Origin of the sequence: Streptomyces sp. MA5143a (genome assembly GCF_900290235.1) — a bacterium.
Classification (GTDB): Bacteria; Actinomycetota; Actinomycetes; order Streptomycetales; family Streptomycetaceae; genus Streptomyces.
This window is the reverse complement of the sequence record NZ_OLMK01000061.1, coordinates 157,171-179,585: the sequence shown is the minus strand read 5'-3', so window position 1 is coordinate 179,585 and position 22,415 is coordinate 157,171. Positions and strand designations below refer to the sequence as shown.

The 22,415-nt window shown below is 72.9% G+C and carries 16 protein-coding genes; 7 read left to right on the top strand and 9 right to left on the bottom strand.

From position 1 onward, the window contains the following. Positions 1–223: 223 nt before the first annotated feature. Complete coding sequence (locus SMA5143A_RS24855) at positions 224–1,087, bottom strand: fructosamine kinase family protein (protein WP_181362002.1); 864 nt, start codon at positions 1,085–1,087, stop codon at positions 224–226. Positions 1,088–1,578: 491 nt separating this feature from the next. Between SMA5143A_RS24855 and SMA5143A_RS24850 the strand changes: the two genes are divergently transcribed. Genes SMA5143A_RS24850 through SMA5143A_RS24840 form a run of 3 tightly spaced genes read left to right on the top strand, consistent with a single transcriptional unit; the run spans position 1,579 to position 5,016 of the window. Then, positions 1,579–3,006: a family 2B encapsulin nanocompartment shell protein gene (locus tag SMA5143A_RS24850; RefSeq protein WP_107465057.1), complete on the top strand. Its 1,428-nt coding sequence runs from the start codon at positions 1,579–1,581 to the stop codon at positions 3,004–3,006. Further along, positions 3,003–4,067, top strand: coding sequence for a family 2 encapsulin nanocompartment cargo protein terpene cyclase (locus SMA5143A_RS24845; RefSeq protein ID WP_107465056.1), 1,065 nt, complete (start codon positions 3,003–3,005; stop codon positions 4,065–4,067). The genes SMA5143A_RS24850 and SMA5143A_RS24845 overlap by 4 nt, the downstream gene beginning before the upstream one ends. 49 nt (positions 4,068–4,116) lie before the next feature. Beyond that, positions 4,117–5,016, top strand: a complete 900-nt coding sequence (locus SMA5143A_RS24840) for a geranyl diphosphate 2-C-methyltransferase (RefSeq protein WP_375136541.1) — start codon at positions 4,117–4,119, stop codon at positions 5,014–5,016. Between the two features lie 52 nt (positions 5,017–5,068). Here the strand turns inward: SMA5143A_RS24840 and SMA5143A_RS24835 are convergent, their stop codons facing one another. From SMA5143A_RS24835 to SMA5143A_RS24810, 6 genes are all read right to left on the bottom strand, one after another. Beyond that, on the bottom strand, positions 5,069–6,001 hold the full coding sequence (locus SMA5143A_RS24835; protein WP_107465054.1) for a peptidoglycan-binding domain-containing protein: 933 nt from the start codon (positions 5,999–6,001) through the stop codon (positions 5,069–5,071). 118 nt (positions 6,002–6,119) lie between these two features. Further along, entirely contained in the window at positions 6,120–6,443 is a 324-nt protein-coding gene (locus SMA5143A_RS24830) for a hypothetical protein (protein WP_258193720.1), read from the bottom strand. Positions 6,444–6,585: 142 nt separating this feature from the next. Continuing rightward, complete coding sequence (locus SMA5143A_RS24825; protein ID WP_107465053.1) at positions 6,586–7,728, bottom strand: XdhC family protein; 1,143 nt, start codon at positions 7,726–7,728, stop codon at positions 6,586–6,588. Next, on the bottom strand, positions 7,721–9,841 hold the full coding sequence (locus SMA5143A_RS24820) for a xanthine dehydrogenase family protein molybdopterin-binding subunit (RefSeq protein WP_107465052.1): 2,121 nt from the start codon (positions 9,839–9,841) through the stop codon (positions 7,721–7,723). Before SMA5143A_RS24820 ends, SMA5143A_RS24825 begins: the two co-directional genes overlap by 8 nt. Continuing rightward, positions 9,838–10,830, bottom strand: coding sequence for an FAD binding domain-containing protein (locus tag SMA5143A_RS24815; RefSeq protein ID WP_107465051.1), 993 nt, complete (start codon positions 10,828–10,830; stop codon positions 9,838–9,840). The genes SMA5143A_RS24820 and SMA5143A_RS24815 overlap by 4 nt, the downstream gene beginning before the upstream one ends. Further along, complete coding sequence (locus tag SMA5143A_RS24810; protein WP_107465050.1) at positions 10,827–11,390, bottom strand: 2Fe-2S iron-sulfur cluster-binding protein; 564 nt, start codon at positions 11,388–11,390, stop codon at positions 10,827–10,829. Before SMA5143A_RS24810 ends, SMA5143A_RS24815 begins: the two co-directional genes overlap by 4 nt. Positions 11,391–11,616: 226 nt before the next feature. Here SMA5143A_RS24810 and SMA5143A_RS24805 point away from each other — a divergent pair, with 226 nt between their 5' ends. Then, positions 11,617–12,195 carry a TetR/AcrR family transcriptional regulator gene (locus SMA5143A_RS24805; RefSeq protein ID WP_107465049.1) on the top strand — a complete coding sequence of 193 codons (579 nt, stop codon included), beginning with the start codon at positions 11,617–11,619 and terminating at the stop codon, positions 12,193–12,195. Between the two features lie 58 nt (positions 12,196–12,253). Here the strand turns inward: SMA5143A_RS24805 and SMA5143A_RS24800 are convergent, their stop codons facing one another. Further along, positions 12,254–15,916, bottom strand: coding sequence for a S8 family serine peptidase (locus tag SMA5143A_RS24800; protein ID WP_107465048.1), 3,663 nt, complete (start codon positions 15,914–15,916; stop codon positions 12,254–12,256). A gap of 216 nt (positions 15,917–16,132) precedes the next feature. Between SMA5143A_RS24800 and SMA5143A_RS24795 the strand changes: the two genes are divergently transcribed. Then, positions 16,133–17,239 carry a GDSL-type esterase/lipase family protein gene (locus tag SMA5143A_RS24795; RefSeq protein WP_107465047.1) on the top strand — a complete coding sequence of 369 codons (1,107 nt, stop codon included), beginning with the start codon at positions 16,133–16,135 and terminating at the stop codon, positions 17,237–17,239. 163 nt (positions 17,240–17,402) lie between these two features. Further along, positions 17,403–19,040 carry a cellulase family glycosylhydrolase gene (locus SMA5143A_RS24790; RefSeq protein ID WP_107465046.1) on the top strand — a complete coding sequence of 546 codons (1,638 nt, stop codon included), beginning with the start codon at positions 17,403–17,405 and terminating at the stop codon, positions 19,038–19,040. A gap of 126 nt (positions 19,041–19,166) precedes the next feature. Here SMA5143A_RS24790 and SMA5143A_RS24785 read toward each other — a convergent pair whose 3' ends face one another. Next, entirely contained in the window at positions 19,167–20,654 is a 1,488-nt protein-coding gene (locus SMA5143A_RS24785; RefSeq protein ID WP_107465045.1) for an MFS transporter, read from the bottom strand. Positions 20,655–20,960: 306 nt separating this feature from the next. On the opposite strand from SMA5143A_RS24785, the gene SMA5143A_RS24780 reads away from it, so the two are divergent. After that, on the top strand, positions 20,961–22,376 hold the full coding sequence (locus SMA5143A_RS24780; protein WP_107465044.1) for a hypothetical protein: 1,416 nt from the start codon (positions 20,961–20,963) through the stop codon (positions 22,374–22,376). Positions 22,377–22,415: the final 39 nt, after the last annotated feature.

Sequence of the window (22,415 nt, the reverse complement as noted above, 5' to 3'; positions counted from 1 at the left end):
CAGTGTGCCGGACGGAAGCCCTCGTAGCGGAGCTACTAGGGCTTTTGTCCGGTGCGGCGAGAATGGGTGCCGGGCGTCGCGACGCCGCGGAGATCCATCAGAAGGGCCCTAGTGCTAGCGTGGCCGAAGGCGAGGCCATGAAGGGGCTTCCTTCTCCATTCCTCCTTGTAACGAGTCCCTTCGCTTTCCTCGCCGCTCACGTCGCCCCGGGCGGCGCCCGCGTTCACCGCGCGAGCGCCGCCCGTGCCGCGTCCAGGGCCTGCTGCGCGTAGCCGCGGCCGAAGAGCACCGTGTGGACCAGCAGGGGGAAGAGCTGGTGGAGGCCGACACGGTCCTGCCAGCCGGCGGCCAGGGGCGCCGCCCGCTGGTAGGCGTCGAGCACCCGGTCGAGGTGGGGGCAGCCGAAGAGGGTGAGCATCGCCAGGTCGGTCTCTCGGTGGCCGCCGTGCGCGGCGGGGTCGATGAGCCAGGCACGGCCGTCGGCGCCCCAGAGGACGTTGCCGTTCCACAGGTCGCCGTGCAGCCGGGCGGGCGGCTCGGCGGGGCCCGCGAGATCGGGCAGCCGCGCGCAGACCTCCTCGAACACGGCGGCCTCCGCCGGGCGGATCGCGCCGCTGTCGACGGCGAGCCGCAGGTACGGCAGCACCCGGTGCTCGGCGTACCAGCCGGGCCAGTCGGCACCGGGGGCGTTCCGCATGGGGGCGTGCCCGATGGAGGCGTGCTCCGGGCCGCCGGGGGGTGCGGCGCCGAAGGCGGGCGCTCCCGCGGTGTGCAGGGCGGCCAGGGACTCCCCGAGTCGGGTCGCCGCCGCGGCGCCGGGTGAGCCCTGCCGGACCCGGTCGATCACCAGGCGGTCCCCCTCCTGGCCGTGGACCGCGGGAACGGGGACCGCGCCCGCTTCGGCCAGCCAGCGCAGTCCGGCCGCCTCCGCCCGTGCCGCGTCCGGTCCGTCGGCCCGCTTGACGATCACCACACGGCCGTCGTCGAGGGTGACCTCGGTGAGGGCGCCGGAGAGCGGGCGCTCGCCGGCGACCGTGGAGCCGGTGTGCCGTACGACCAGGTCGCCGGGCGCGTCGTGAGCGCTCACGGAGAACCACCTCCAGATCCCTCGCGGCCGACCGCGTTCCCGGGAACCGTACGGGCCGCGCCCGGCCCGGGTGAAATCTCCGCGCCCTGTCGTGCCCTGGCTGCCCCCTGGCGCGGGCGGGTGTCGTGCGTCCCGCGCGCCGGGGCCGGGCGCGGCTGAGGGGCGCGGGTGCGCGGGGCGGCCCCGCGTCTGCCTCGGTCGGTGGTTTCCGCCTCCCGAGGACCCGAAGTCGCCCCTTTCACGCGGTGCCCGACCGGCCGCCCCGTCTGTTTGGCTTGACCTGCGACGCGCGCCGCACAGCCGCCCGCGCCGCTCACCGCCGCCGCTCCGGCGTCCATCGCCTCGGAATCCGCCCACGACCACGTCGTACGCGCGCCACCCGAGTTCCCCGTACCGCCGTCGACCGGTGTCCCGGTGTCCGCCCGTGTTTCCGCGCGTCCTCGCACGTCCCGGCACCTCCGCGTACGTCCGCTCACCCTTCGGGAGGGAAAGTGACCGCCCCCGTGAGTTCCTCCGAAAGCGCCCCCGATCCCGCCGACGAACCGCACCACACCAGTCTGAGCACCCGGGCCGCGCGCCAGCTCGCGACGACCACCAAATCCGCGCCGCAGATGCAGGCCATCACGTCCCGGTGGCTGCTCAGGATGCTGCCGTGGGTGGACGTCAAGGGCGGCACCTACCGGGTCAACCGGCGCCTGCAACTGCGGATCGGCCGGGGCCGGGTGCAGTTCGACCAGAACGGCGCCGACGACGTCAAGGTCATCCCGGAGACCCTCACCGAACTGCCCGCGCTGCGCGGCTACTCCGACCTCGCGGCGCTCAGGGAGATCTCCCAGCGCTTCCGGGTCCGTGAGGTGCGGGCAGGGCAGGTGCTGGTCGACGCCGGGCAGCCGGTGACGGAGGCGTACCTCGTGGTGCACGGCCGGTTCACCCGGTACACCACCGGCAAGTACGGGGAGGAGGAGGTCCTCGGCGTCATCGCCGACGGCGACGGGCTGGGCGACGAGGCGATCGGCCACGCCGACCCGCTGTGGCTCAGCTCCGTGCGGGCCGAGACGTCGGCCGTGGTACTGGCGCTCAACTGGGACACGCTGATGGCGTTCGTGGACCGCACCCCGTCGCTGCGGGCCCAGTTCGACGCCTTCGCCGACCGGCAGAACAAGCCGATGAACCGCAAGGGCGAAGCGGATGTCCCCCTGGAGGCCGGCCATGTGGGCGAGTTGACGCTTCCGGGTGGCTTCGTGGACTACGACCTCGCCCCCCGCGAGTACGAACTGTCGCTCACCCAGACCGTGCTGCGCGTGCACACCCGTGTGGCGGACCTCTACAACCACCCGATGGACCAGACGGAGCAGCAACTCCGGCTGACCATCCAGGAGATCCGGGAACGCCAGGAGTGGGAGCTGGTCAACAACCGCGAGTTCGGTCTGCTGCACAACGTCGACTACGGGCAGCGTGTCAGCACCTTCTCCGGGCCGCCGACCCCGGACGACATGGACGAACTGCTGTCGATGCGCCGCAAGACCCGGATGTTCCTGGCCCATCCGAAGGCGATCGCGGCCTTCTTCCGGCAGTGCAACCGGCGTGGACTGACGCCCGGAACGGTCAGTCTCGGCGGGCACGAGGTACCGGCCTGGCGCGGGGTCCCGCTGCTGCCGTGCGGCAAGATCCCGATCAGCGCGCAGCACACGACCAGCATCATCGCGCTGCGCACCGGCGAGAAGGACCAGGGCGTCATCGGTCTGCACCGGACCGGTATCCCCGAGGAGTACGAGCCGTCGCTGAACGTGCGGTTCATGGGCATCGACACCACCGCGATCATGAGCTATCTGGTCACGGCCTACTACTCGATGGCCGTGCTGGTGCCCGACGCCGCCGGGATCCTGGAGAACGTGCAGATCGGATGGATGCCGGAATGAACGGACCCTCGTCGTCCGGCGCCGGGACCGCGACCCGGCTTCCGGGACCGCCGAGCCTCGCCCGACGGTCCCCCGCCCGTGACGGGGGCGCGATCCCCGGACTGCGGTACCGGCCGGCCGTGCCCGCCGATCCCGCGAAGGTCGCGGAGGTCGACCGCAGACTCGCGGCGTGGGCCGACCACCTCGATCTGTTCCCTCCGCAGTGGCGGGGCCAGTTCGAACGGTTCGGGCTCGGCCGGGCGATCGTGCTCGCGCATCCGGGCGCGGCGGGCATCGACCACCTCACCGCCGCCGGGAAGCTGCTCCTCGCCGAGCACCTCGTCGACAACGTCTACTGCGAGGTGGACGAGGGCAAGGGCGGATCGCCGCGCGGCCTCGGCGGCCGGCTGCTCATGGCCCAGTCGGCGCTCGACCCGTTCCACGGCACCCCCGACCTGGAGGACCGGTGGCAGCACGGCGTTCGGGCCGACGGGCCGCTGCGCTCGTACCGCTTCGCGCTGCGGGACTACGCGGTGTTCGCCACACCCAGCCAGACCGACCGTCTCGTCCACGACCTGGCCCGGCTGCACCTGGGCTATCTCGGTGAGGCCGCCTGGGCGGAGACCGCGCACATGCCGGGGGTGTGGGAGTACCTGGTGATGCGGCAGTTCAACAACTTCCGGCCCTGTCTCGCGGTGGTCGACGCCGTGGACGGCTGGGAGCTGCCGGAAGCGCTCTACGCCCGGCCCGAGGTCCAGCGGATCACGGCCCTCGCGGGCAACGCCGCCACGATCGTCAACGATCTGTACTCCTTCACCAAGGAGCTGACCCATGACCCCGACCATCTGAACCTGCCCGTGGTGATCGCCGCCGACGAGCGGTGCGGGCTGAAGGCGGCCTATCTGAAGGCCGTCGAGATCCACAACCGGATCATGGAGGCGTTCGAGGAGGAGTCCGCGGCGCTGTCCGCCACCTCCCCGCCGATCGAGCGCTACGTCACCGCGGTCGCCGCCTGGGTGGCCGGCAGCCATGAGTGGCACGCCACCAACACCGACCGCTACAGCCTTCCCGACTACTGGTAACGCCCCGCACGGCCGACGCCCGATCGCAGCGAAGGAGCCCTTGTTGACCATCATCGACGCCGTCACCCCGCCCGCCGCACCGGCGCCCGACCGGCCCCCGGTCCCCTCCCCGGCCCGCTCCACCTACCAGCGGAGGGTCGCCGACTACTGGAACGCCGAGGAGAACCCGGTCAACCTCGAACTCGGCAGGATCGACGACCTCTACCACCATCACTACGGTGTCGGGGAGGCCGACTGGTCGGTCCTCGACGACGACCCCGACCCGGCGCGCCGCCGGGAGCGTGTCACCGCCGAACTGCACCGCCTGGAACAGGCCCAGGCGGAGCTGCTGGCCCACCATCTGGGTCCGCTCTCCCCCTCCGACCGTGTCTTCGACGCCGGGTGCGGGCGCGGCGGCGGCAGCGTGGTGGCGCATCTGCGGTACGGCTGCCACGCCGACGGCGTCACCATCTCCGCGAAGCAGGCCGACTTCGCCAACGACCAGGCGAGGAGGCGCGGCATCGACGACCGGGTCCGCTACCACCACCGCGACATGCTCGACACGGGGCTGCCCGCCGGGGAGTTCGCCGCGTCCTGGAACAACGAGTCCACGATGTACGTCGAGCTGGACCTGCTGTTCGCCGAGCACGCCCGGCTGCTGCGCCGCGGCGGACGCTATGTGACCATCACGGGTTGCTACAACGATGCCTACGGGCGCGCCTCCCGCGAGGTGTCCCTCATCAACGCGCACTACATCTGCGACATCCATCCCCGCTCGGCGTACTTCCGCGCGCTGGCCCGCAACCGTCTGGTCCCCGTCCATGTGCGGGACCTCACGGCTGCCGCCCTGCCCTACTGGGAGCTGCGCAAGCAGGCCGACCACCTGGTCACCGGCATCGAGGACACCTTCATCACCGCCTACGGGAACGGCAGTTTCCAGTACCTGCTGATCGTGGCCGACCGCGTCTGACCGGCGGAACGGCCGCGGGCGGCCGGCTGCCGGGTGCGGCGGACGGCCCGGATCACGGCTCCGAGGTCTCGGACTCGAGCGCGGTGCGGGTCGGCATGCCGTAGACGCCCGACTCGTCGTCGAGGATGACGCGGGTGAGCTGGTAGCCGCGGACGGCGCTCTCGACCTCCCGGTCGTACTCGCCGTCGGCGTCCCCGTCGTAGAGGCCGACCTGGCGCAGCCGGAGCTGGAGTTCGGTGACCTCGGGACCCTGGTCGCCGAGGCCGAGCACCGGGTTCTGTTCGGCGCTCCCGCTCGGCGCGGGGCCCGACGTGCGGGTCGCGCCGCTGTTGGACGGGGTCCGGGTCGGGCGGCCGGAGCCGCTCGGGGCGGTCGAGCTCTCGCCGGGGGTCGCGTCCGGGGAGGCGCTCGGGGTGCCCGTCGACCGGCTCGGTGAGGCCGTGCCCGACGGGGTGGGCGTCGGGGTCGTGTCCTCCTGGGAGGCCTGGGCGGCCGCTTCCGGGAGCCGGGCCCGGACGTCGTCCGGCAGGGAGCCGTTCCGTGCGGGCGCGTCGTACGAGAAGAGTCCGCTCACGAGGCCCGCCGCCACCAGGGCGGCCACCGTGGCGGCCCCGGCACCGACCGCGAGCGCCCTCCTGCGTCGCGGGCCTCGCTCGTGATGGCCGGTTCCGACGGCGGGCCGCTCGTCCGGGGCGCTGGGCGGCTCCGGATACCCGGCCTGGGCAGGCAGTTTCTCCGTGGGGTCGTCCGACGTGTGCGCGGGGTCGTGGAGGCCGGAGGTGTCGTGGGCGTCGGAGGAGTCGTCGCCGACCTTCACGAACGGCCGTATCCGTACGGGGTCGAAGTCCTCGGCGGCCGCCGCCTGTGCCGTTCGGGAGTCGCGGTGGGCCTCGGACGCCTGCTCGGCGCAGGAACAGGCCGGGGTGCCGTCCGCCGCCCGGGGCGTACCGCACTGGGGGCAGACAGGGCCTGTCGGTTCAGTCACGCGCACTCACTTCGAACGGTCTTCCGGAGTTCTCACAGTCTTCTACACGAAATCCCCAAGACTTGCTTGAAACTCGAACCAGAAGTCGCACAGGAGATCGAAAAGTAGCCAACTCGGCTCAGTGCGCGCCGTGGTGACTGACCGTCGGGTCATCGCGTTCCCCACGGTTCAGGAGCTGTCGGCGGGTCAGCCGGCCGACCGTCCTGCGGGGCGCTGTGCGCAGGGTCCGCAGGACGGGCAGTTGATCCGGGGAGAGCCTGGCCCGCTCACCGCCGCCCGCGATGAGCGCGTTGACGGAGGCCATCGGGTCACCGCCGAGCTGCCGCGCCACCAGCGCGCCGACCACCAGCGGGATCAACACCACGGCCAGAGCCGAACCGGTGGCGGTGGCCTTGGCGGTGACATGCCGGAGGGGGCGCGGACGCGAGGTGTGCGTGTTCATGACGACAGTGCACCAGCGGTGGGGGCGGCCCGGCACCTGACCGCGTACTCATTCGCGGCGCCCCGGATACTCAGTGCCGCGTGGGCACCCTCCCCGCAGGGGCGCCGGGCAAGCGCCCCTCCGCTCGGACCGCCCCCACCGCTCAGGCCGCCGCCGCGGCTTCCCGCTCCCCCGCCGCCCGGTGGATGGGGGTGCCCGATCCGGTCAGCGGTACGCCCGTTCCGCCGCGCCGGGTGGCGACGATCTCCGCCGCGATGGACAGCGCCGTCTCCTCGGGCGTACGGGCCCCCAGATCGAGCCCGATCGGGGACCTGAGCCGGGCCAGCTCCCGCCCGCTCAGGCCCACTTCGAGCAACCGGCGCTCCCGGTCGGCGTGCGTGCGCCGGGAGCCCATCGCGCCGACGTACGCGACCGGCATCCGCAGCGCCGTCCTCAGCAGGGGCACGTCGAACTTGGCGTCGTGCGTGAGCACGCACAGGACGGTGCGCGCGTCGGTCTCGGTGCGCCCGAGGTAGCGGTGCGGCCAGTCCACCACGATCTCGTCGGCCTCCGGGAAGCGGGGCTTGGTGGCGAAGACGGGACGGGCGTCGCACACGGTCACGTGGTAGCCGAGGAACTTGCCCGCGCGGACCAGCGCGGAGGCGAAATCGATCGCGCCGAACACGATCATCCGGGGCGGCGGGACGGACGACTCCACGAGGAGGGTGAGCCCGCCGGGGCAGTGCGATCCGTCCGGTGACAGGTCGACGGTGCCGGTGCGCCCGGCGTCCAGCATCGTCCGGGCCTCGGCGACGGCCGTCGCGTCCAGCTCGGGGTGGCCGCCGAGCCCGCCCTCGTACCCGCCTGCGGGCCGTACGAGCAGGGCCCTGCCGAGGAGTTCGGCCGGACCTCGGACGACCCTCGCGAAGGCGGCCGCTCCCTCCCCGGCGACGGCCGCGAGGGCCGACCGGAACAGCGGGGTGTCCGCGGCGGCCCGGGTGACCGGCGTGACCAGGATGTCGACCACACCGCCGCAGGTCAGCCCGACGGCGAAGGCGTCCTCGTCGCTGTACCCGAACCGCTGGAGGACCGTCTCGCCGTCCGCGAGGGCCTGTCGGCACAGCTCGTACACCGCGCCCTCCACGCAGCCACCGGAGACCGAGCCGATGGCCGTGCCCCCGCTGTCGACGGCGAGCGCGGCCCCGGGCCCCCGGGGTGCGCTGCCGCCGACGGAGACGACGGTGGCGACCGCGAAGTTGCGCCCCTCCTCGGCCCAGCGGTGCAGCTCGGCGGCGAGGTCAAGCATCCGGGGCTCCCGCGAGGAGGACCCGGTCGGGCCGGATGGGCAGGTGGCGGTGGCGTACGCCGGTCGCGTGCCAGACCGCGTTGGCGACGGCCGCGGCGGCGCCGACGATGCCGACCTCCCCGATGCCCTTGATCCCGACGGGGTCGTCCGGGTCGTGGTCCTCGACCCAGTGAGCCTCGACGGCGGGCACGTCGGCGTGCGCGGCCACGTGGTAGGCGGCGAGATCGGCGCCGTAGTGGCCGCCCGTGGCCCGGTCCCGTACCGCCTCCTCGTGCAGGGCCATGGAGATGCCCCAGATCATGCCGCCGGTGAACTGCCCGCGCGCGGTGAGCGGGTTGACGATGCGGCCGGCCGCGAAGACGCCGAGCATGCGGCGTACGCGGACCTCGCCGGTGGCGGGGTCGACGGCGACCTCGGCGAACTGGGCGCCGTAGGAGTGCCGTTCCTTCTGCGCGAGGGCGCCGAGGGCGGCGGTGGTGTCCGAACGGACGGTGATGCCCTCGGGCGGTACGGTGCCGCCGGGGGTGAGCCGCTCCCGCAGTTCGGCGGCGGCGAGGTTGATCGCCCAGGACCAGGAGCGGGTGCCCGTGGAGCCGCCGGCGATCATGGCCGGGCCGAAGTCGCTGTCGCCGATCCGCACCCGGACGCGGTCCGGCGAGACCTCCAGCGCGTCGGCGGCGACCAGGGTGAGCGCGGTGCGGGCGCCGGTGCCGATGTCCGCCGCGTTGATCCGCACGGTGAAGGAGCCGTCCGCCTCCGCCGTGACCGCCGCCGTGGAGGGCCCGGCGCCCGCGGCGAAGGAAGCCGCCGCCGTGCCGGTGCCGAGCAGCCAGCGTCCGTCACGGCGGACACCGGGGCGCGGGTCCCGGTCGGCCCAGCCGAACCGGCGGGCGCCCTCGCGCAGGCACGCGGACAGATTGCGGCCGGCGAAGGGCAGGCCCGACGCGGGGCCCCGCTCGGGCTCGTTGCGCAGCCGCAGCTCGATCGGGTCGACGCCGAGCTTCTCGGCGAGTTCGTCGAACGCGGACTCCAGCGCGAACGAGCCCGGTGCCTCGCCCGGTGCGCGCATCCAGGTCGGCGTTCCCACGTCGAGGCGGACGACGCGGTTGACGGTGTGGTGGGCGTCGGCGTCGTACATCACGCGCGACGGGGCGGTGCTCGACTCGATGAACTCGTGCACCGTCGAGGTGAGGTTCAGGGAGCGGTGTTCCAGGGCGCGCAGCCGTCCGTCCGCGTCGGCGCCGAGCCTGATCCGCTGGGAGGTGGGGCTGCGGTAGCCGGCGAGGGAGAACATCTGACGGCGGGTCATCGCGACCCGGACCGGACGCCGGAGGGCCGTCGCGGCCATCACGGCGGCCACTTGGTGGGCGCGGACGCCCTTGCTGCCGAAGCCGCCGCCGACGTGCTCGGAGCGCACGCGCACGGCGGACGGGTCGAGCGAGAAGAGGTTGGCGAGCTCCCCGGCGACCCACGTGGTGCCCTGGTTGGAGTCGACGACCTCCAGGCGGCCCTCCTCCCAGCGGGCCGTCGCCGCGTGGGGCTCCATCGGGTTGTGGTGCTCCTCGGGGGTGGTGTACTCGGCGTCCACGACGACGGCGGACGCGGCGAGTTCGGCCTCCAGGTCGCCCTTCTCCGTGGCCGCCGGGCCGTAGCCGGCCGCCGGGTAGGCCCGCGGATCGTCTGCGGTGAACGCGATGTCGTGCGGCTCCCGGTCGTAGTGCACGACGAGCGTCTCGGCGGCTTCCCTGGCCTGCTCGGAGGTCTCGGCGACGACCAGCGCCACCGGCCAGCCCAGATGGGGCACCCGGTCGTGCTGGAAGACGGCGGCGGTCGGGTCCGGCTTGCCCAGGAGACCGGTGTAGTCGGTCTCGACGCGAGGGGCGTTGCCGTGGTGCAGGACGGCGAGGACGCCGGGCATCGCCAGCACGGGCGCGGTGTCGAGGGAGCGGATCCGGCCGCGGGCGACGGTGGAGACCACGAGCCAGCCGTGGGCGAGTCCCGTGAAGTGGATCTCGGCCGCGTAGCGGGCGGCTCCGGTGACCTTGTCGCGGCCCTCGACGCGGGTGTGCGCGCTGCCGACGGCCCGGTGGCGGGCGGCGGGGGCGGTGGTCATCGGGCGGCCTCCTCGGTGAGTCGGGTCAGTTCGGCCACGACGAGGTTGCGCGTCAGGGTGACCTTGTAGGCGTTGTGGGGCAGGGGCCGGGCGGCGGCCAGTTCGGCGTCCGCGGCGGCTGCGAAGGTCTCGGCGTCGGCCGTCGCGCCGACGAGGACGCGTTCGGCGGTACGGGCCCGCCAGGGCCGGGAGGCGACGGCCCCGAAGGCCAGGCGCACGTCGTGCACGACGCCGTCACGGACGTCGAGGGCGGCGGCGAGGGAGCCGATGGCGAAGGCGTACGAGGCGCGCTCGCGCACCTTGCGGTAGCGGGAGCGGGCGGCGACGGGTGCCGGCGGCAGGGTGACGCCGGTGATCAGTGCGCCGGGCGGCAGGGCCGTCTCCCGGTGCGGGGTGTCGCCGACCGGGAGGTAGAAGTCGGCGAACGGCAGGGCGCCCGGCCCGTCGGGGGTCTCGTAGGACACGACGGCGTCGAAGGCCGCCAGGGCCACGCCCATGTCGGAGGGGTGGGTGGCCACGCAGTGTTCGGAGGCGCCCAGGACGGCGTGGTTGTGGTGCTCGCCCTCGATGGCGGGGCAACCGCTGCCGGGGACGCGCTTGTTGCACGGTTTGGTGACGTCGGCGAAGTAGCCGCAGCGGGTGCGCTGGAGCAGGTTGCCGCCGACGGTGGCCATGTTGCGCAGTTGTCCGGAGGCGCCGGCGAGGACGGCCTGCGTCAGCGCGGGGTAGCGGCGGCGGATCTCGGGGTGGGCGGCGAGGTCGCTGTTGGTGACGGTCGCGCCGATCCGCAGCCCGCCGTCGGGGGTGGACTCGACGCGGTCCAGCGGGAGGTCACGGACGTCGACGAGCCGGGCGGGCCGTTCCACGCCGGTCTTCATCAGGTCGACGAGGTTGGTGCCGCCGCCGAGGAAGCGTGCCTGAGGGTCGGCGTCGAGCAGGGCGAGGGCGCCGGGGACGTCATGGGCGCGCCGGTAGTCGAACTCCCTCACGCGGCGACCTCCTCGGCGGCCGAGCGGTCGGCGGCGGCGCGGGCCACGGCCTCCACGATGGCCACGTACGCGCCGCAGCGGCAGAGGTTGCCGCTCATGCGCTCCCGGATCTCCTCCGGTGTGAGGGGTGGTGGGCCGGCCTCGGGCCGTACGTCGTCGGTGGCGGCGCTGGGCCAGCCCGCCGCGTGCTCCTCGATCACCGCGATCGCGGAGCAGATCTGGCCGGGGGTGCAGTAGCCGCACTGGTAGCCGTCCAGTTCGAGGAACGCCTCCTGCACCGGGTGCAGCCGGTCGCCCTCGGCGACACCTTCGACGGTGGTGATCTCCCGCCCCTCGGCCGCCACGGCCAACTGGAGGCAGGAGACGTTCCGGCGGCCGTCGACGAGGACGGTGCAGGCACCGCACTGCCCCTGGTCGCAACCCTTCTTGGTCCCGGTCAGATCGAGGCGCTCACGCAGGGCGTCGAGCAGGGTGGTGCGGTGGTCGACGGTCAGCGAGTGCTTCTCGCCGTTGACGGTCAGAGTGACGGCGCTGTACGTCGAGGAGGGGGCTGAGGACATGAACAGCCTTCTTTCGCGTATCCGGAGCAGGCCCGGGGGGAGGCTCCGGCGGACAGAGGTGTGCGAGGACAGGGGTGCGAGAACAGGGGCGGCAGAGTGCCGCCCGGCGCGACGGCAGCGCTAGGATGCAGCAAGCGGACAGGTGTCCGTCTACCCGGACAACTTAACGGACAGATGTCCGGATCGACAAGGACGGAATCCGGTCAGGGGCCGGTGAGGAGGACGCGTGACAGAGGAGAAGGACGCGCCTCGGCGCTCCGACGCGCGCCGGAACCGCGAGCGCATCCTGGCGGTCGCCCTGGAGGAACTGACCCGGTCCGCGGACGCGCCGCTAAGCGCCATCGCCAAGAAGGCGGGCGTGGGGCAGGGCACGTTCTACCGTCACTTCCCGAACCGCGAGGCTCTCGTCCTGGAGCTCTATCGGCACGAGATGCAGCAGGTCGCCGACAGCGCGGCCGAGTTGCTCGCGGTCCACGCGCCGGACCGGGCACTGCGGGAGTGGATGGACCGTCTGGCCCGGTTCTCCCTCACCAAGGTCGGGCTCGCGGACGCGATCAGGCAGGCCGCGGGCGCTCCGGGAAGCCCTGGACGACCTGGCCCCGCCCCGGTGCTCGCGGCCGCCGAGGCGCTGCTGCGCGCGGCCGAGGAGGCCGGCACCATTCGGCCCGGTGTGAGCGCGGAGGACTTCTTCCTCGCCATCGCGGGCCTCTGGCAGATCGGCCCGAGCGAGGACTGGCAGGCCCGGGCCGGCCGTCTCATGGATCTCGTCATGGACGCCCTGCGCGTGGGGGCGCCGAAGCGGTGAGAGACCGCCGGAGAGCCGGCCGCCCTTGTGGGCGGCCGCCCTCCGGCGGTCGACCGGGTCAGGACTTCTTGAGCTTGTACGCGTTCTTCACGGTGATCGCGAAGGTCGACGCCCGGTCGGCGCCCTTGACCCTGAGGCTGACGGAGCCGTGCCCGTTGCGGTCGAGGTGCTCGGCGGGCAGCGCCGCGAGCGAGGGGTGCGCTATCAGCGCCCGGTCCTTCACCACCGGCGCCCGACGCCAAGTCGCACCGCCGTCGAACGACGCCTCGACGGTCAGCGCACGCACCCGGCCCCGTGCCTGGTCACCGGTCCGCTGGAGCGTGAACGGTACGGCGACCGTACGGCCGTCCGCGAGACGGGACCACGTGTCGACCGGCGGCGCGAACCGCACACCGGTCAGCGGCAGCGCGGCCGTCGCCCCTTCGGCGGTCCGCCCCGAGCGGAACGTCCACACGCCGTCGACCTCGGTGCTCACGGCGTTCCACCGGGTGCGGTCGGCGTGGGCCCTGAGGGTATACGTCCCGGTGTCCGCCGGCACGTCCCAGGCGGCGAGGGCGGTGTTCCGCGGGAACTCCTCCGCACCGTCCCGGCTCTTGACCAGCTGCTCGCCGCCGCGGCTGAGGGTGTAGGAGTAGGTGGCGTACAGATCGTCGCTGGTGAACAGGTGCCGCGGGTCGGAGTCGCCGCCGAGTGGCAGGTCCACGGTGACGGTGTCCCCGGTCCGGGTGAGCCGGCGGCCGTCGGACGCGAGCGCGGGGGCGCCCGCCGGACGGTTCCAGTGCTCGGTGCGGGCGCCGGGCCGGAAGACCTGGGGCCGGGTAAGCAGCGCGCGGTGCTCCAGCGGGTCGAAGCTGTCCGCGTTCTGCCAGCTCCACCGCAGCTCCTGCGCCCAGGCGATGTCCTTGGAAGCGGTGAAGAACTCGGTACGGGTGCCGGGCGAGGGGACGTTGACGCGCCGTCCACCGACCGGGACGCCCTTCACGGTCGCGGTGGCCAGCTTCGACTTGAGCGGGAAGGGTTCGTCGAAGTCACCGGTCCGCTCGGCGGCGTGGTAGCGCGCCTCGGTCCGCGCGAGCCGGGAGTCCCTGACCCGTCCGGTGAGATCGGCCGGGATACGGCCCTCGCGGAAGGCGGCGAGGTAGTACACGGGTCCGGTGGCCGTCGGGTAGGAGTACTCGCCTTCGCCGGGGGCGCCGTCGGGGGCCTTTCCGTACACATAGCCCTCGGCGAGGTCCTCGCGGAAGTACGCCGTGTACCGGTTGCCCTTGGCGCGGGTTCTGGACGGCACCGCCCAGTAGTCGGGCGCCCGGTGCCTGAACTGCACGTCGGTGTGGAGGGAGAGCGGGCCTCGCTCCCCCGCGGGGGCCTTCGCCTGCCGTTGGGCGACCCCGACCTGGCGGTAGATGTTCTCGGCCTCGCGGTCGTCGACCTTGTGGGCGAGTCCGCGTGCCGCCGTGCCGCCCAGCGTCAGTTCGGTCGCCTTGTCGACGCGGACGCGGGGCTCACCGGCGAGGACGATGTCGCTGTCGAACCAGTACGAGTCGTCCTCGTGGCGGCCGATGAAAGCCGAGACGGCGTAGGTGCCCGCGGGGACCCGGACCGTGATCTTCGAGGCGAGGGTGGCGAGTTGCGGTTCCTCGAACGGCTCCAGGGACCGGTCGACCGGCAGGATGTCCACGAGGGAGATGCCGTCGGCGCCCTCGCCCAGATGGTCACGAAGGTTGAGGGTGAGCTGGTGGCTCTCGGGTTCGAGGCTGAGGCCGACCGGGACGCGTACGACCGTGGAGCCGGACTCGGCGGTCAGCAGCGCCGAGAGGGCGCCGCCCGTGCGGATGCCGTTGTCGTGGAACTCGACGGCCACGGAGGCCGTGCCCCTGGCGGGGACGGTCACCTGGTCCTCCGCCAGGGCGAGCAGAGTGGTGGGCAGGTTCCCACGGGTGGACTTCACGTCGAGGGTGAGGTCCAGGGTGATGTCCTCGGCGGTGTCGTTGGTGAAGGACACCTTGCGCCGGGTGTCCTCCTCGGCGCGCGGCCAGGACAGTCGGCCGAAGTCCAGGGCGGACGACGTGGCCGTGACCCGCTGGTCCACCGCCCGTTCGGCGTCGACCAGTCCGGAGCCCTGGTCGTAGACGCTCTCGCCGGCGCCGGGCCGGGCGCTGGACACCAGCGCGAGGGCCACCTGGCGGGGCGTCCAGTCGGGGTGGGCCTGCATGACGAGGGCGGCGGCCCCGGCGACGGCGGGCGACGCCATGGACGTACCGGACAGACGGGTGTAGACGTCGTCGACGGGGCCCTCGGGGCCGGGCGGGTCGATGTCGCCGATGGGGGTGTCCTTGGCGCGGGCCGCCGTCACGGCGACACCGGGGGCCTTGATGTTGGGCTTGACGCCGTGGTCGCCGAAGAGCGGGCCGCGGCTGGAGAAGCTCGCGACGGCGTCGTCACCGCCGGCCGCGCCCACGGCGAGCGCGCCCTCGGCCGCCGCGGGCGGGGAGACCGTGTAGGAGCGGGGGCCGGAGTTGCCTGCCGCCACGACGGGCAGCACACCCCGCTCCAGCAGGGCCTCGGTGGCCAGTGACCAGGGGTCGGTGCCGTCGCTCAACGCCCGTGCGCCGAGGGACATGTTGACGATGTCGACGCCCTCGTCGGCCGCCCACTCCATGCCGTCGATGACGTGGGAGACGGAGCCGATCGGGCCGGACAGCACCCGGCCGCTCAGGACCTCGGCGCCGGGCGCGACACCGGCGTACCGGCCGTCGGACGCGGCGCCCGTCCCGGCGATGATCCCGGCGACATGGGTGCCGTGGCCGTCGATGTCGCTCTTCTCGTCGTCCCAGGAGATGAAGTTCTCCGCCTTGGAGACCCGCTGCTCCAGGTCGGGGTGGGTGGCGCGGACCCCGGTGTCGATGACGGCGACCTTGACGCCGCTGCCGTCGAGGCCGCGCGCCCTGAGGCCCTTGGCGTTGATCTGCCCGACCAGGTCGGAGACCGCGACGTCGCCGTCCGGGGTGGTCTCGGGTTCGTCGGCCGCGCTCCCCTCGCCGGTGAGTTCGACGGGGGTGTCCAGCCACACCTTCCGTACGGCGGGCGCGAGTTCGGGGTCGGCGCCGTCCCCGGACCCGGTGAGCGTCCGCCACAGGGCGCCGTGGTCGTCCTCGGGCAGGGTCAGGGCGGTGGCGTCGATCGACTCCAGCGCCACCGTGTTCCCGGGCAGCGCCTCGGCACGGGTGGCGGCGGGCAGCCGGGGGCCGCGGTGGCGGACGATGAGGGGCAGGCCCCGGTCGTCGAGGGCACCGTCGTCGTAGCCGAAGCGGTGCAGGGCGCCGAGGTCGAAGAGTTGCTCGTCGACGGCGCCGGTGGCGACCAGCGGCGCCACGTCCATGGGGATGACCCGGAGGTTCGCGCCGCTGCCCCGCCGGACGAAGCCGATGCCCTCGCGACCCTCGCCGGGCTCGATGTCGACGCGGGGCTCGCCCCGTTCGTCACCGACGGTCACGACGTCGCCGGTGACGAGGGTGAACCGCTTGCCCTTGAGCGAGGCGGCTTCGTCCGCCGCCGCCGGGGAGTCGGGGGTGGGCTGGGGGGTGGCCGTGGGGGTGGAGGAGGTAGCCGCGCCGGAGCCGGTGGAGGAGGCGGCCGCGGTGGATAACCCGCTCTGGGTGGTCACGAGCAGAACGGCGGCCAGGGCGCCGCCCGTCCATGCCGGGACACGTGGTCTGGTCACACGAACTCCGTTCGAAGTGGGGGGTGTTGAAGGAGATGCGGAGGTGAACGAAGGAACGCGTGTCACGGTATCGAAAAGGTGATCGTTTTCTAAGGGGCTCAACTTCCTTTGAACACAAGGGAATTGGACCGCTCGACGCACACATCTTGACGCGTAAATGACAACAGTGGCATGTTCCCATGGGAGCGCTCCCATCTCACCAGGGAAGGGAACACCATGCGCAGCACCCGCCACTCCCCCATCCGAGTCCTTCCGCTTCTCGGCCTGCTGGCCGCCCTGCTCCTCCCCTGCACGATCACCCTCGCGCCCCCCGCCACGGCGGTCACGGCGAAGGGAACGGCCGCCGACCCGGTGCGCATCATGCCGCTCGGCGACTCCATCACCGGCTCGCCCGGCTGTTGGAGAGCCGTGCTGTGGAACCGGCTGCGGAGCGCCGGCTACACGGACATCGACTTCGTCGGCACCCTCGGCCCCCAGGGCTGCGGACAGGCCCACGACGGCGACAACGAGGGCCACGGCGGCGAACTCGTCACCCACGTGGCCGACCAGAACCTGCTGCCCGCACGGCTCGCCGCGACCCTTCCGGACATCGTTGTCATGCACTTCGGCACGAACGATGTGTGGAGCAGCGTCTCCCCCGACCGCGTCCTCGCCGCCTACACCAAGCTCGTCGGGCAGATGCGGGCCTCGAACCCCGACATGAGGATCCTCGTCGCTCAGATCATCCCCATGAACCCCAGCACCTGCCCGGGCTGCGCGCAGCGCGTCGTCGACTTCAACGCGCGGATACCGGCCTGGGCGCGGGCGACGACGACCAGCCGTTCGCCGGTGACCGTCGTCGACCAGTGGACCGGCTTCGACACGGCCGCCGACACCTACGACGGGGTGCACCCGAACTCGGCCGGCGACAACAAGATCGCCGCCCGTTGGTACCCGGCGCTGAGCGCGCTGCTGGAGCCGGGCTCCGGCGACCCGGGCGACCCCGGTGACCCGGGTGAGGGGCCCTGCACCGTGGCCTTCCGTGCCGTCAACGTCTGGCAAGGCGGCTACCAGGGCGAGGTGACGGTGACCAACACGTCCGCCTCCGCCGTCTCGGGCTGGACCGCGACCGTCGTACCGGCCGGAGGGGCCCGGCTGACCCAGGTCTGGAACGGCACGTTGAGCACGGCGGCCGACGGGACGGCCACCGTCACCAACGCCGACTGGAACGGCACGCTCGCCCCCGGCGCCCGCGCCACGTTCGGTTTCCTCGCCGACACCTCGACGACGTCCGGGACACCGTCGGCGACCGTCACCTGCACGGCGAGGGGCGTCGCCGGCTGATGACGGTGGGCCCCACCGGTCGATGCGGACCGGGGCCCGTAGCGGCCGTCGCCCGGACGGCGGCACCGTCCGCCGCCGGGTGACGGCTGTCCCACCCCGCACCCCCACGTACAGCCCCCATGCACAGCCGACCCCGATCTCCCCACCCCCACCTGGAGCCGCGATGAGATCCCCTACGCCGACCGTCCGCCGTGTGGCCACCGTGGCCGCGGCCCTTCTCGGGCTGCTGCTGCCCCTGTTGGTGATCGGCCCGTCCGCACAGGCCGCGCCCACCGGTTTCCGCATCCAGAACGGCCGGTTGCTGGAGCGCTCCGGCAACGACTTCGTGATGCGGGGCGTGAACCACGCCCACACCTGGTACGCGAACCAGACCAGTTCCCTGTCCCACATCAAGGCCAAGGGCGCCAACACGGTGCGTGTGGTGCTCTCCAGCGGTGACCGGTGGACGCGCAACGACACCGCGGACGTGGCGAACGTGGTCGCGCGGTGCAAGCAGAACCGCCTCATCTGCGTCCTGGAGGTGCACGACACCACGGGCTACGGCGAGCAGAGCGGGGCCGTCACGCTGTCGCGGGCCGCCGACTACTGGATCAGTGTGCAGAGCGCGCTGACCGGTCAGGAGGACTACGTCATCGTCAACATCGGCAACGAGCCGTACGGCAACAACAACTACGCGGGCTGGACCGCCGACACCAAGGCGGCGATCCAGAAGCTGCGCACCGCCGGCTTCCAGCACACGATCATGGTGGACGCCCCCAACTGGGGCCAGGACTGGGCGTTCACGATGCGCGACAACGCGGCGTCCGTCTTCGCCGCCGACCCGGACGCCAACACGATCTTCTCGATCCACATGTACGGCGTCTTCGACACGGCCGCCGAGATCACGGACTATCTGGGCCGCTTCGTCGCCGCGAAACTTCCCATCGTGGTGGGCGAGTTCGGGCACGACCACTCGGACGGCAACCCCGACGAGGACACCATCCTGGCCACCACCCAGCAGCTCGGTCTCGGCTATCTGGGCTGGTCGTGGAGCGGCAACGGCGGTGGTGTGGAGTACCTGGACATGGTCACGAACTTCGACCCGGACCAGCTGACGAGCTGGGGCCGGCGACTCTTCGAGGGCGCGAACGGTATCGCCGCCACCTCCAAGGAGGCCGCGATCTACGCCTCCTCCGGCGGCGGCGACACCACTCCCCCGACCGCGCCCGGTACGCCGACCGCCTCGTCGGTGACCTCGTCGTCCGCCAGGCTGGCCTGGGCCGCCGCGACCGACGCGACGGGTGTCACCGGCTACGACGTCGTCCGCGTCAACGGCACGACGGAGACACCGGTGACGACCACCACCGGCACGTCCGCCACCCTCACCGGGCTGGCGCCGTCGACGTCGTACGTGTTCGCCGTCTACGCCCGTGACGCGGCCGGGAACCGTTCGCCGCGCTCCGGCACGGTGAGCGTCACGACACCGTCCGGCGGCACCACGGCGTCCTGCTCCGTCGGCTACCGGGTGACGAACGAGTGGCCCGGCGGCTTCCAGGGCGAGATCGTCATCCGCAACACCGGCGGCTCGGCGATCACCGGCTGGACCCTGCGCTGGACGTTCCCGGACAGCCAGCGCGTCAGCAACCTGTGGGGCGGCACGGTGGCGCAGAGCGGCGCCGACGTCACCGTCACGTCGGCGCCGTACACCGCGAACATCCCGGCGTCGGGCTCCGCCACCCTCGGCTTCACGGCCGCCCGGGGCGGCACGAACCCGGCACCGACGGCCTTCTCGCTCAACGGAGCCGCCTGCACGGCGGGCTGACGCCGGCACCGCTGCCGGGGGACGGGACGGTGTGCTGCCGCCGTCTGGTCCCCCGGGGGCGGGCCGGCCCCGGGGGCGCTGGGGCCTGTCGTGTGGATCACGCCGGCTTCGGGCTACGGCACCCCGCTACGCCGCGCCCCCCGGCCCCGCCCCGTCCCCCTTCAGGCGTTCCAGGTCGGACGGGCGGACCTGGATGGCGAGGACGGCTATCAGCGCGGCGACCACCGTGAAGATCGCGGCCATGACGAACGCGGCGGAGACGCCGGCGGTGAGGACCTCGTCGCTGTAGGGCGGCGGGAGTTGGTGGGTGCGTTGGAACTGGAGGCGTTCGAGCGGGGTCGCCTGGGAGAGGAAGCGGGAGACTTGTTTCTCCGCCTCGTTCGTGCTGGCCGTGCCGTACATGGTGACGAGGATGGACAGGCCCAGGGAACCGCCGACCTGCTGGGTGGCGTTGAGGAGCCCGGAGGCCGCACCGGTCTCCTGGGTGGCGACGTTGGACAGGGCCATCAGGGTCAGGGAGACGAACTCCATGCCCATGCCCAGGCTGAACACGAGCATCGGGCCGAGGACGCTGCCCGCGTACGTGGAGTGCACATCGGTCAGGGTCAGCCAGCCCAGGCCGGCCGCCGCGAGGATCGCGCCCACCACCATGAACGGCTTGGGCCCGTACACGGGCAGGAACCGCGACGCCAGCCCGGCGCCGATCGCGATCACCGCGCTGACCGGCAGGAACGCGAACCCGGTGGCCAACGGGCTGAAGTCCAGCACGTTCTGCACGAAGAGCGTCAGGAAGAAGAACATGCCGAAGATGGCGGCGGCGAGGCACAGCATGATGCCGTACGTGCCCGCGCGGTTGCGGTCGGCGAACATGTGGAGCGGGGTGATCGGCTGCCGGGAACGCTTCTCCACCAGGACGAACAGCAGGAGGAGGACCACGGCGCCCGCGAACGACGCCAGCGTCAGCGCGTCCCGCCAGCCCTCCTGGGCGGCGCGGATGAACCCGTACACCAGGAGCACCATGCCCGCGGTGGAGGTCAGCGCGCCGGTGACGTCGAAGTGGCCGGGGTGCCGCTCGGACTCCCGGATCCAGCGGGGGGTGGCGAGCACGATGAGCAGGCCGATCGGGACGTTGACGAACAGCACCCACCGCCAGTTGAGCCACTCCACGAGGACACCCCCGGCGAGCAGCCCGATCGCGCCGCCCCCCGCCGAGACCGCCGCGAACACGCCGAACGCCCGGTTGCGTTCGGGTCCTTCACGGAAGGTCGTGCTGATCAGGGCGAGGGACGTCGGGGACGCGATGGCCCCGCCGACACCCTGGAGGGCGCGGGCGGAGAGGAGTTGACCGGCGTTCTGGGCGAGGCCCCCGAGGAGGGAGGCCACGACGAACAGCAGGACGCCGAAGATGAAGACGCGGCGTCGGCCGAGGATGTCACCGGCTCTGCCGCCGAGCAGCAGCAGACCGCCGAAGGTGAGCGTGTAGGCGTTGACCACCCAGGCCAGGCTGGTGGTGGAGAAGTCCAGGGAGCGCTGGATGTCGGGTAGCGCGATGTTCACGATCGTGATGTCGAGGACGACCATCAGCTGGCAGGAGGCGATCACCAGCAGCGCCATCGCGCTCCCGCCACCACCCGATTCCCGGGTGGTGGTCTCTACGGGGGAGGTCGACTGGGGATCGCTGCTCATGGCATGTCGCTCGGCACTGATCGGTGGACGGAACGGCCCACTCATGCGTCCGTTGTTCGACCGTACGCCCGCGCCATGCCCCTCACCACTCGGGTCACCACTCGAATCGCCACTCGGGGCGACCGCGGGTTCGAAAACCCGTATCGGCGTGCGGACGGTGAGGGCTATGCTCGCCGCGATGACGACTCATTCCGTTGACAGAATGGGGGTCCCGTCCGCGCAAGGTGAGTGCTGATGCTCACTCATGTCGCGAACGGGGATTCCCGACTCTCCTTCTGGTCGCGCGTGCGCCGGTTCGCCGTGCCGCCGTCGATGATCGAGGCCGCCACCGCCCGCCGCGAGGTCGGCGACTGGGCGGGGGCCTGTGCCGCCGCCGGCATCGACCTCGACCTCCATCCACGTACCGTCGCCCTGCGCCACGGCCAGGACGTCGCCGCCCGGCTACGGGCCGACCTGCGGCATCTCGCTCCGGACCTGCTGCGCTGGCACCTGCCGAGGATCGCCCCCGACGGGCTGCTGCGGCCGGGGCTGACGATCACATTGGCCCGGTACGGCGCCGAGGGGCGCGCGGGCCCGTACCCGGTGCACCTCGTGGTGCGGACCCCGCCCGCCTGGGCGGATGCCGGCCAGCGGATCGGGCTCGCGCTGTGGGACGGATCCGCCGGGTCCCGCTCGACGCCCGACGTGTGCCGCCACCCGCATCCCCGGCCCAGCCACCGCTACCGACTCGATCTGCACCGACATCTGTGGGACGCCCGCAGGGCCCCCGAGCTGCGCCCGCGTTCCGGGGCCGGCCAGCCGTCCGCGGACGGCCCGGTCCTGGCGGACGGGGAGGCGTCGGGGGCCGTGCCACCGGAGTACGGCTGTGCCGTGGGCCGGTGGGCGGACGAGGCGCGGATCGTGCTGGCCGCCGAGGGCCGGTCGGGCGGGCCCGTCCTCGTACGGCTCGGGTCGGGGCGCCGACTGCTGCTGCACCTCGACGACGGTCCGGACGGCGCCGGATCGCCCGCCCTGCGGATCGAGGTGGCGTCCGACGGGGACGGGGCCGCCCTCCCCCTGCCGGTGCTGCCCGACGCGGCGACCTGGGTGCCGCCCGACCTGGAGTTGCTGCGTTCCGGGGCGATCGACGCCGACCGGCTGCATCCGCTGGTCGCCTCGGCGCTGGTGCCCGGCCATGTGCCCGTTGGGCCGCTCCGGGCGGCGGACCCCGCGGGGGAGCCGCGTGTCGTGGAGTGCCGAGGGGAACGGCACCGGATCGGGCTGGTCGACGGGGTGCTCGCGCCCCTGGACCACGACCCGGACGAGATCCGGCGGGAGGAACTGCTCGTCGCGCTGACCGGCACTCCCCTGCCCTGCCTCCAGGCGATCGACCGGGCGCACCGCCGCCCGGACGGCCTGTCCGGCGTGCGGGAACGGCTGGACCACGGGGACACCGCCGGTGCGCTGGCCGTCGTCGAAGGTCTGCTCGGGCCCGAGGCGGTGCTGCGCGACGGCCCGCTGCGGGACGAACTGGAGGCGGCCGCGCGACGGCGGATCACCTACGGGCTGTACCGGACGGGGCTGATGGGGCCCAGCCCGGAACGCATCCGCCTGGACGGCCGCCGTCGCCCCACCCGTACACGCCGCTCACGCGACGCGCTCTTCTACTGACCACCTGACGCGCTCTTCCACCGACCTCTGCGCACCACT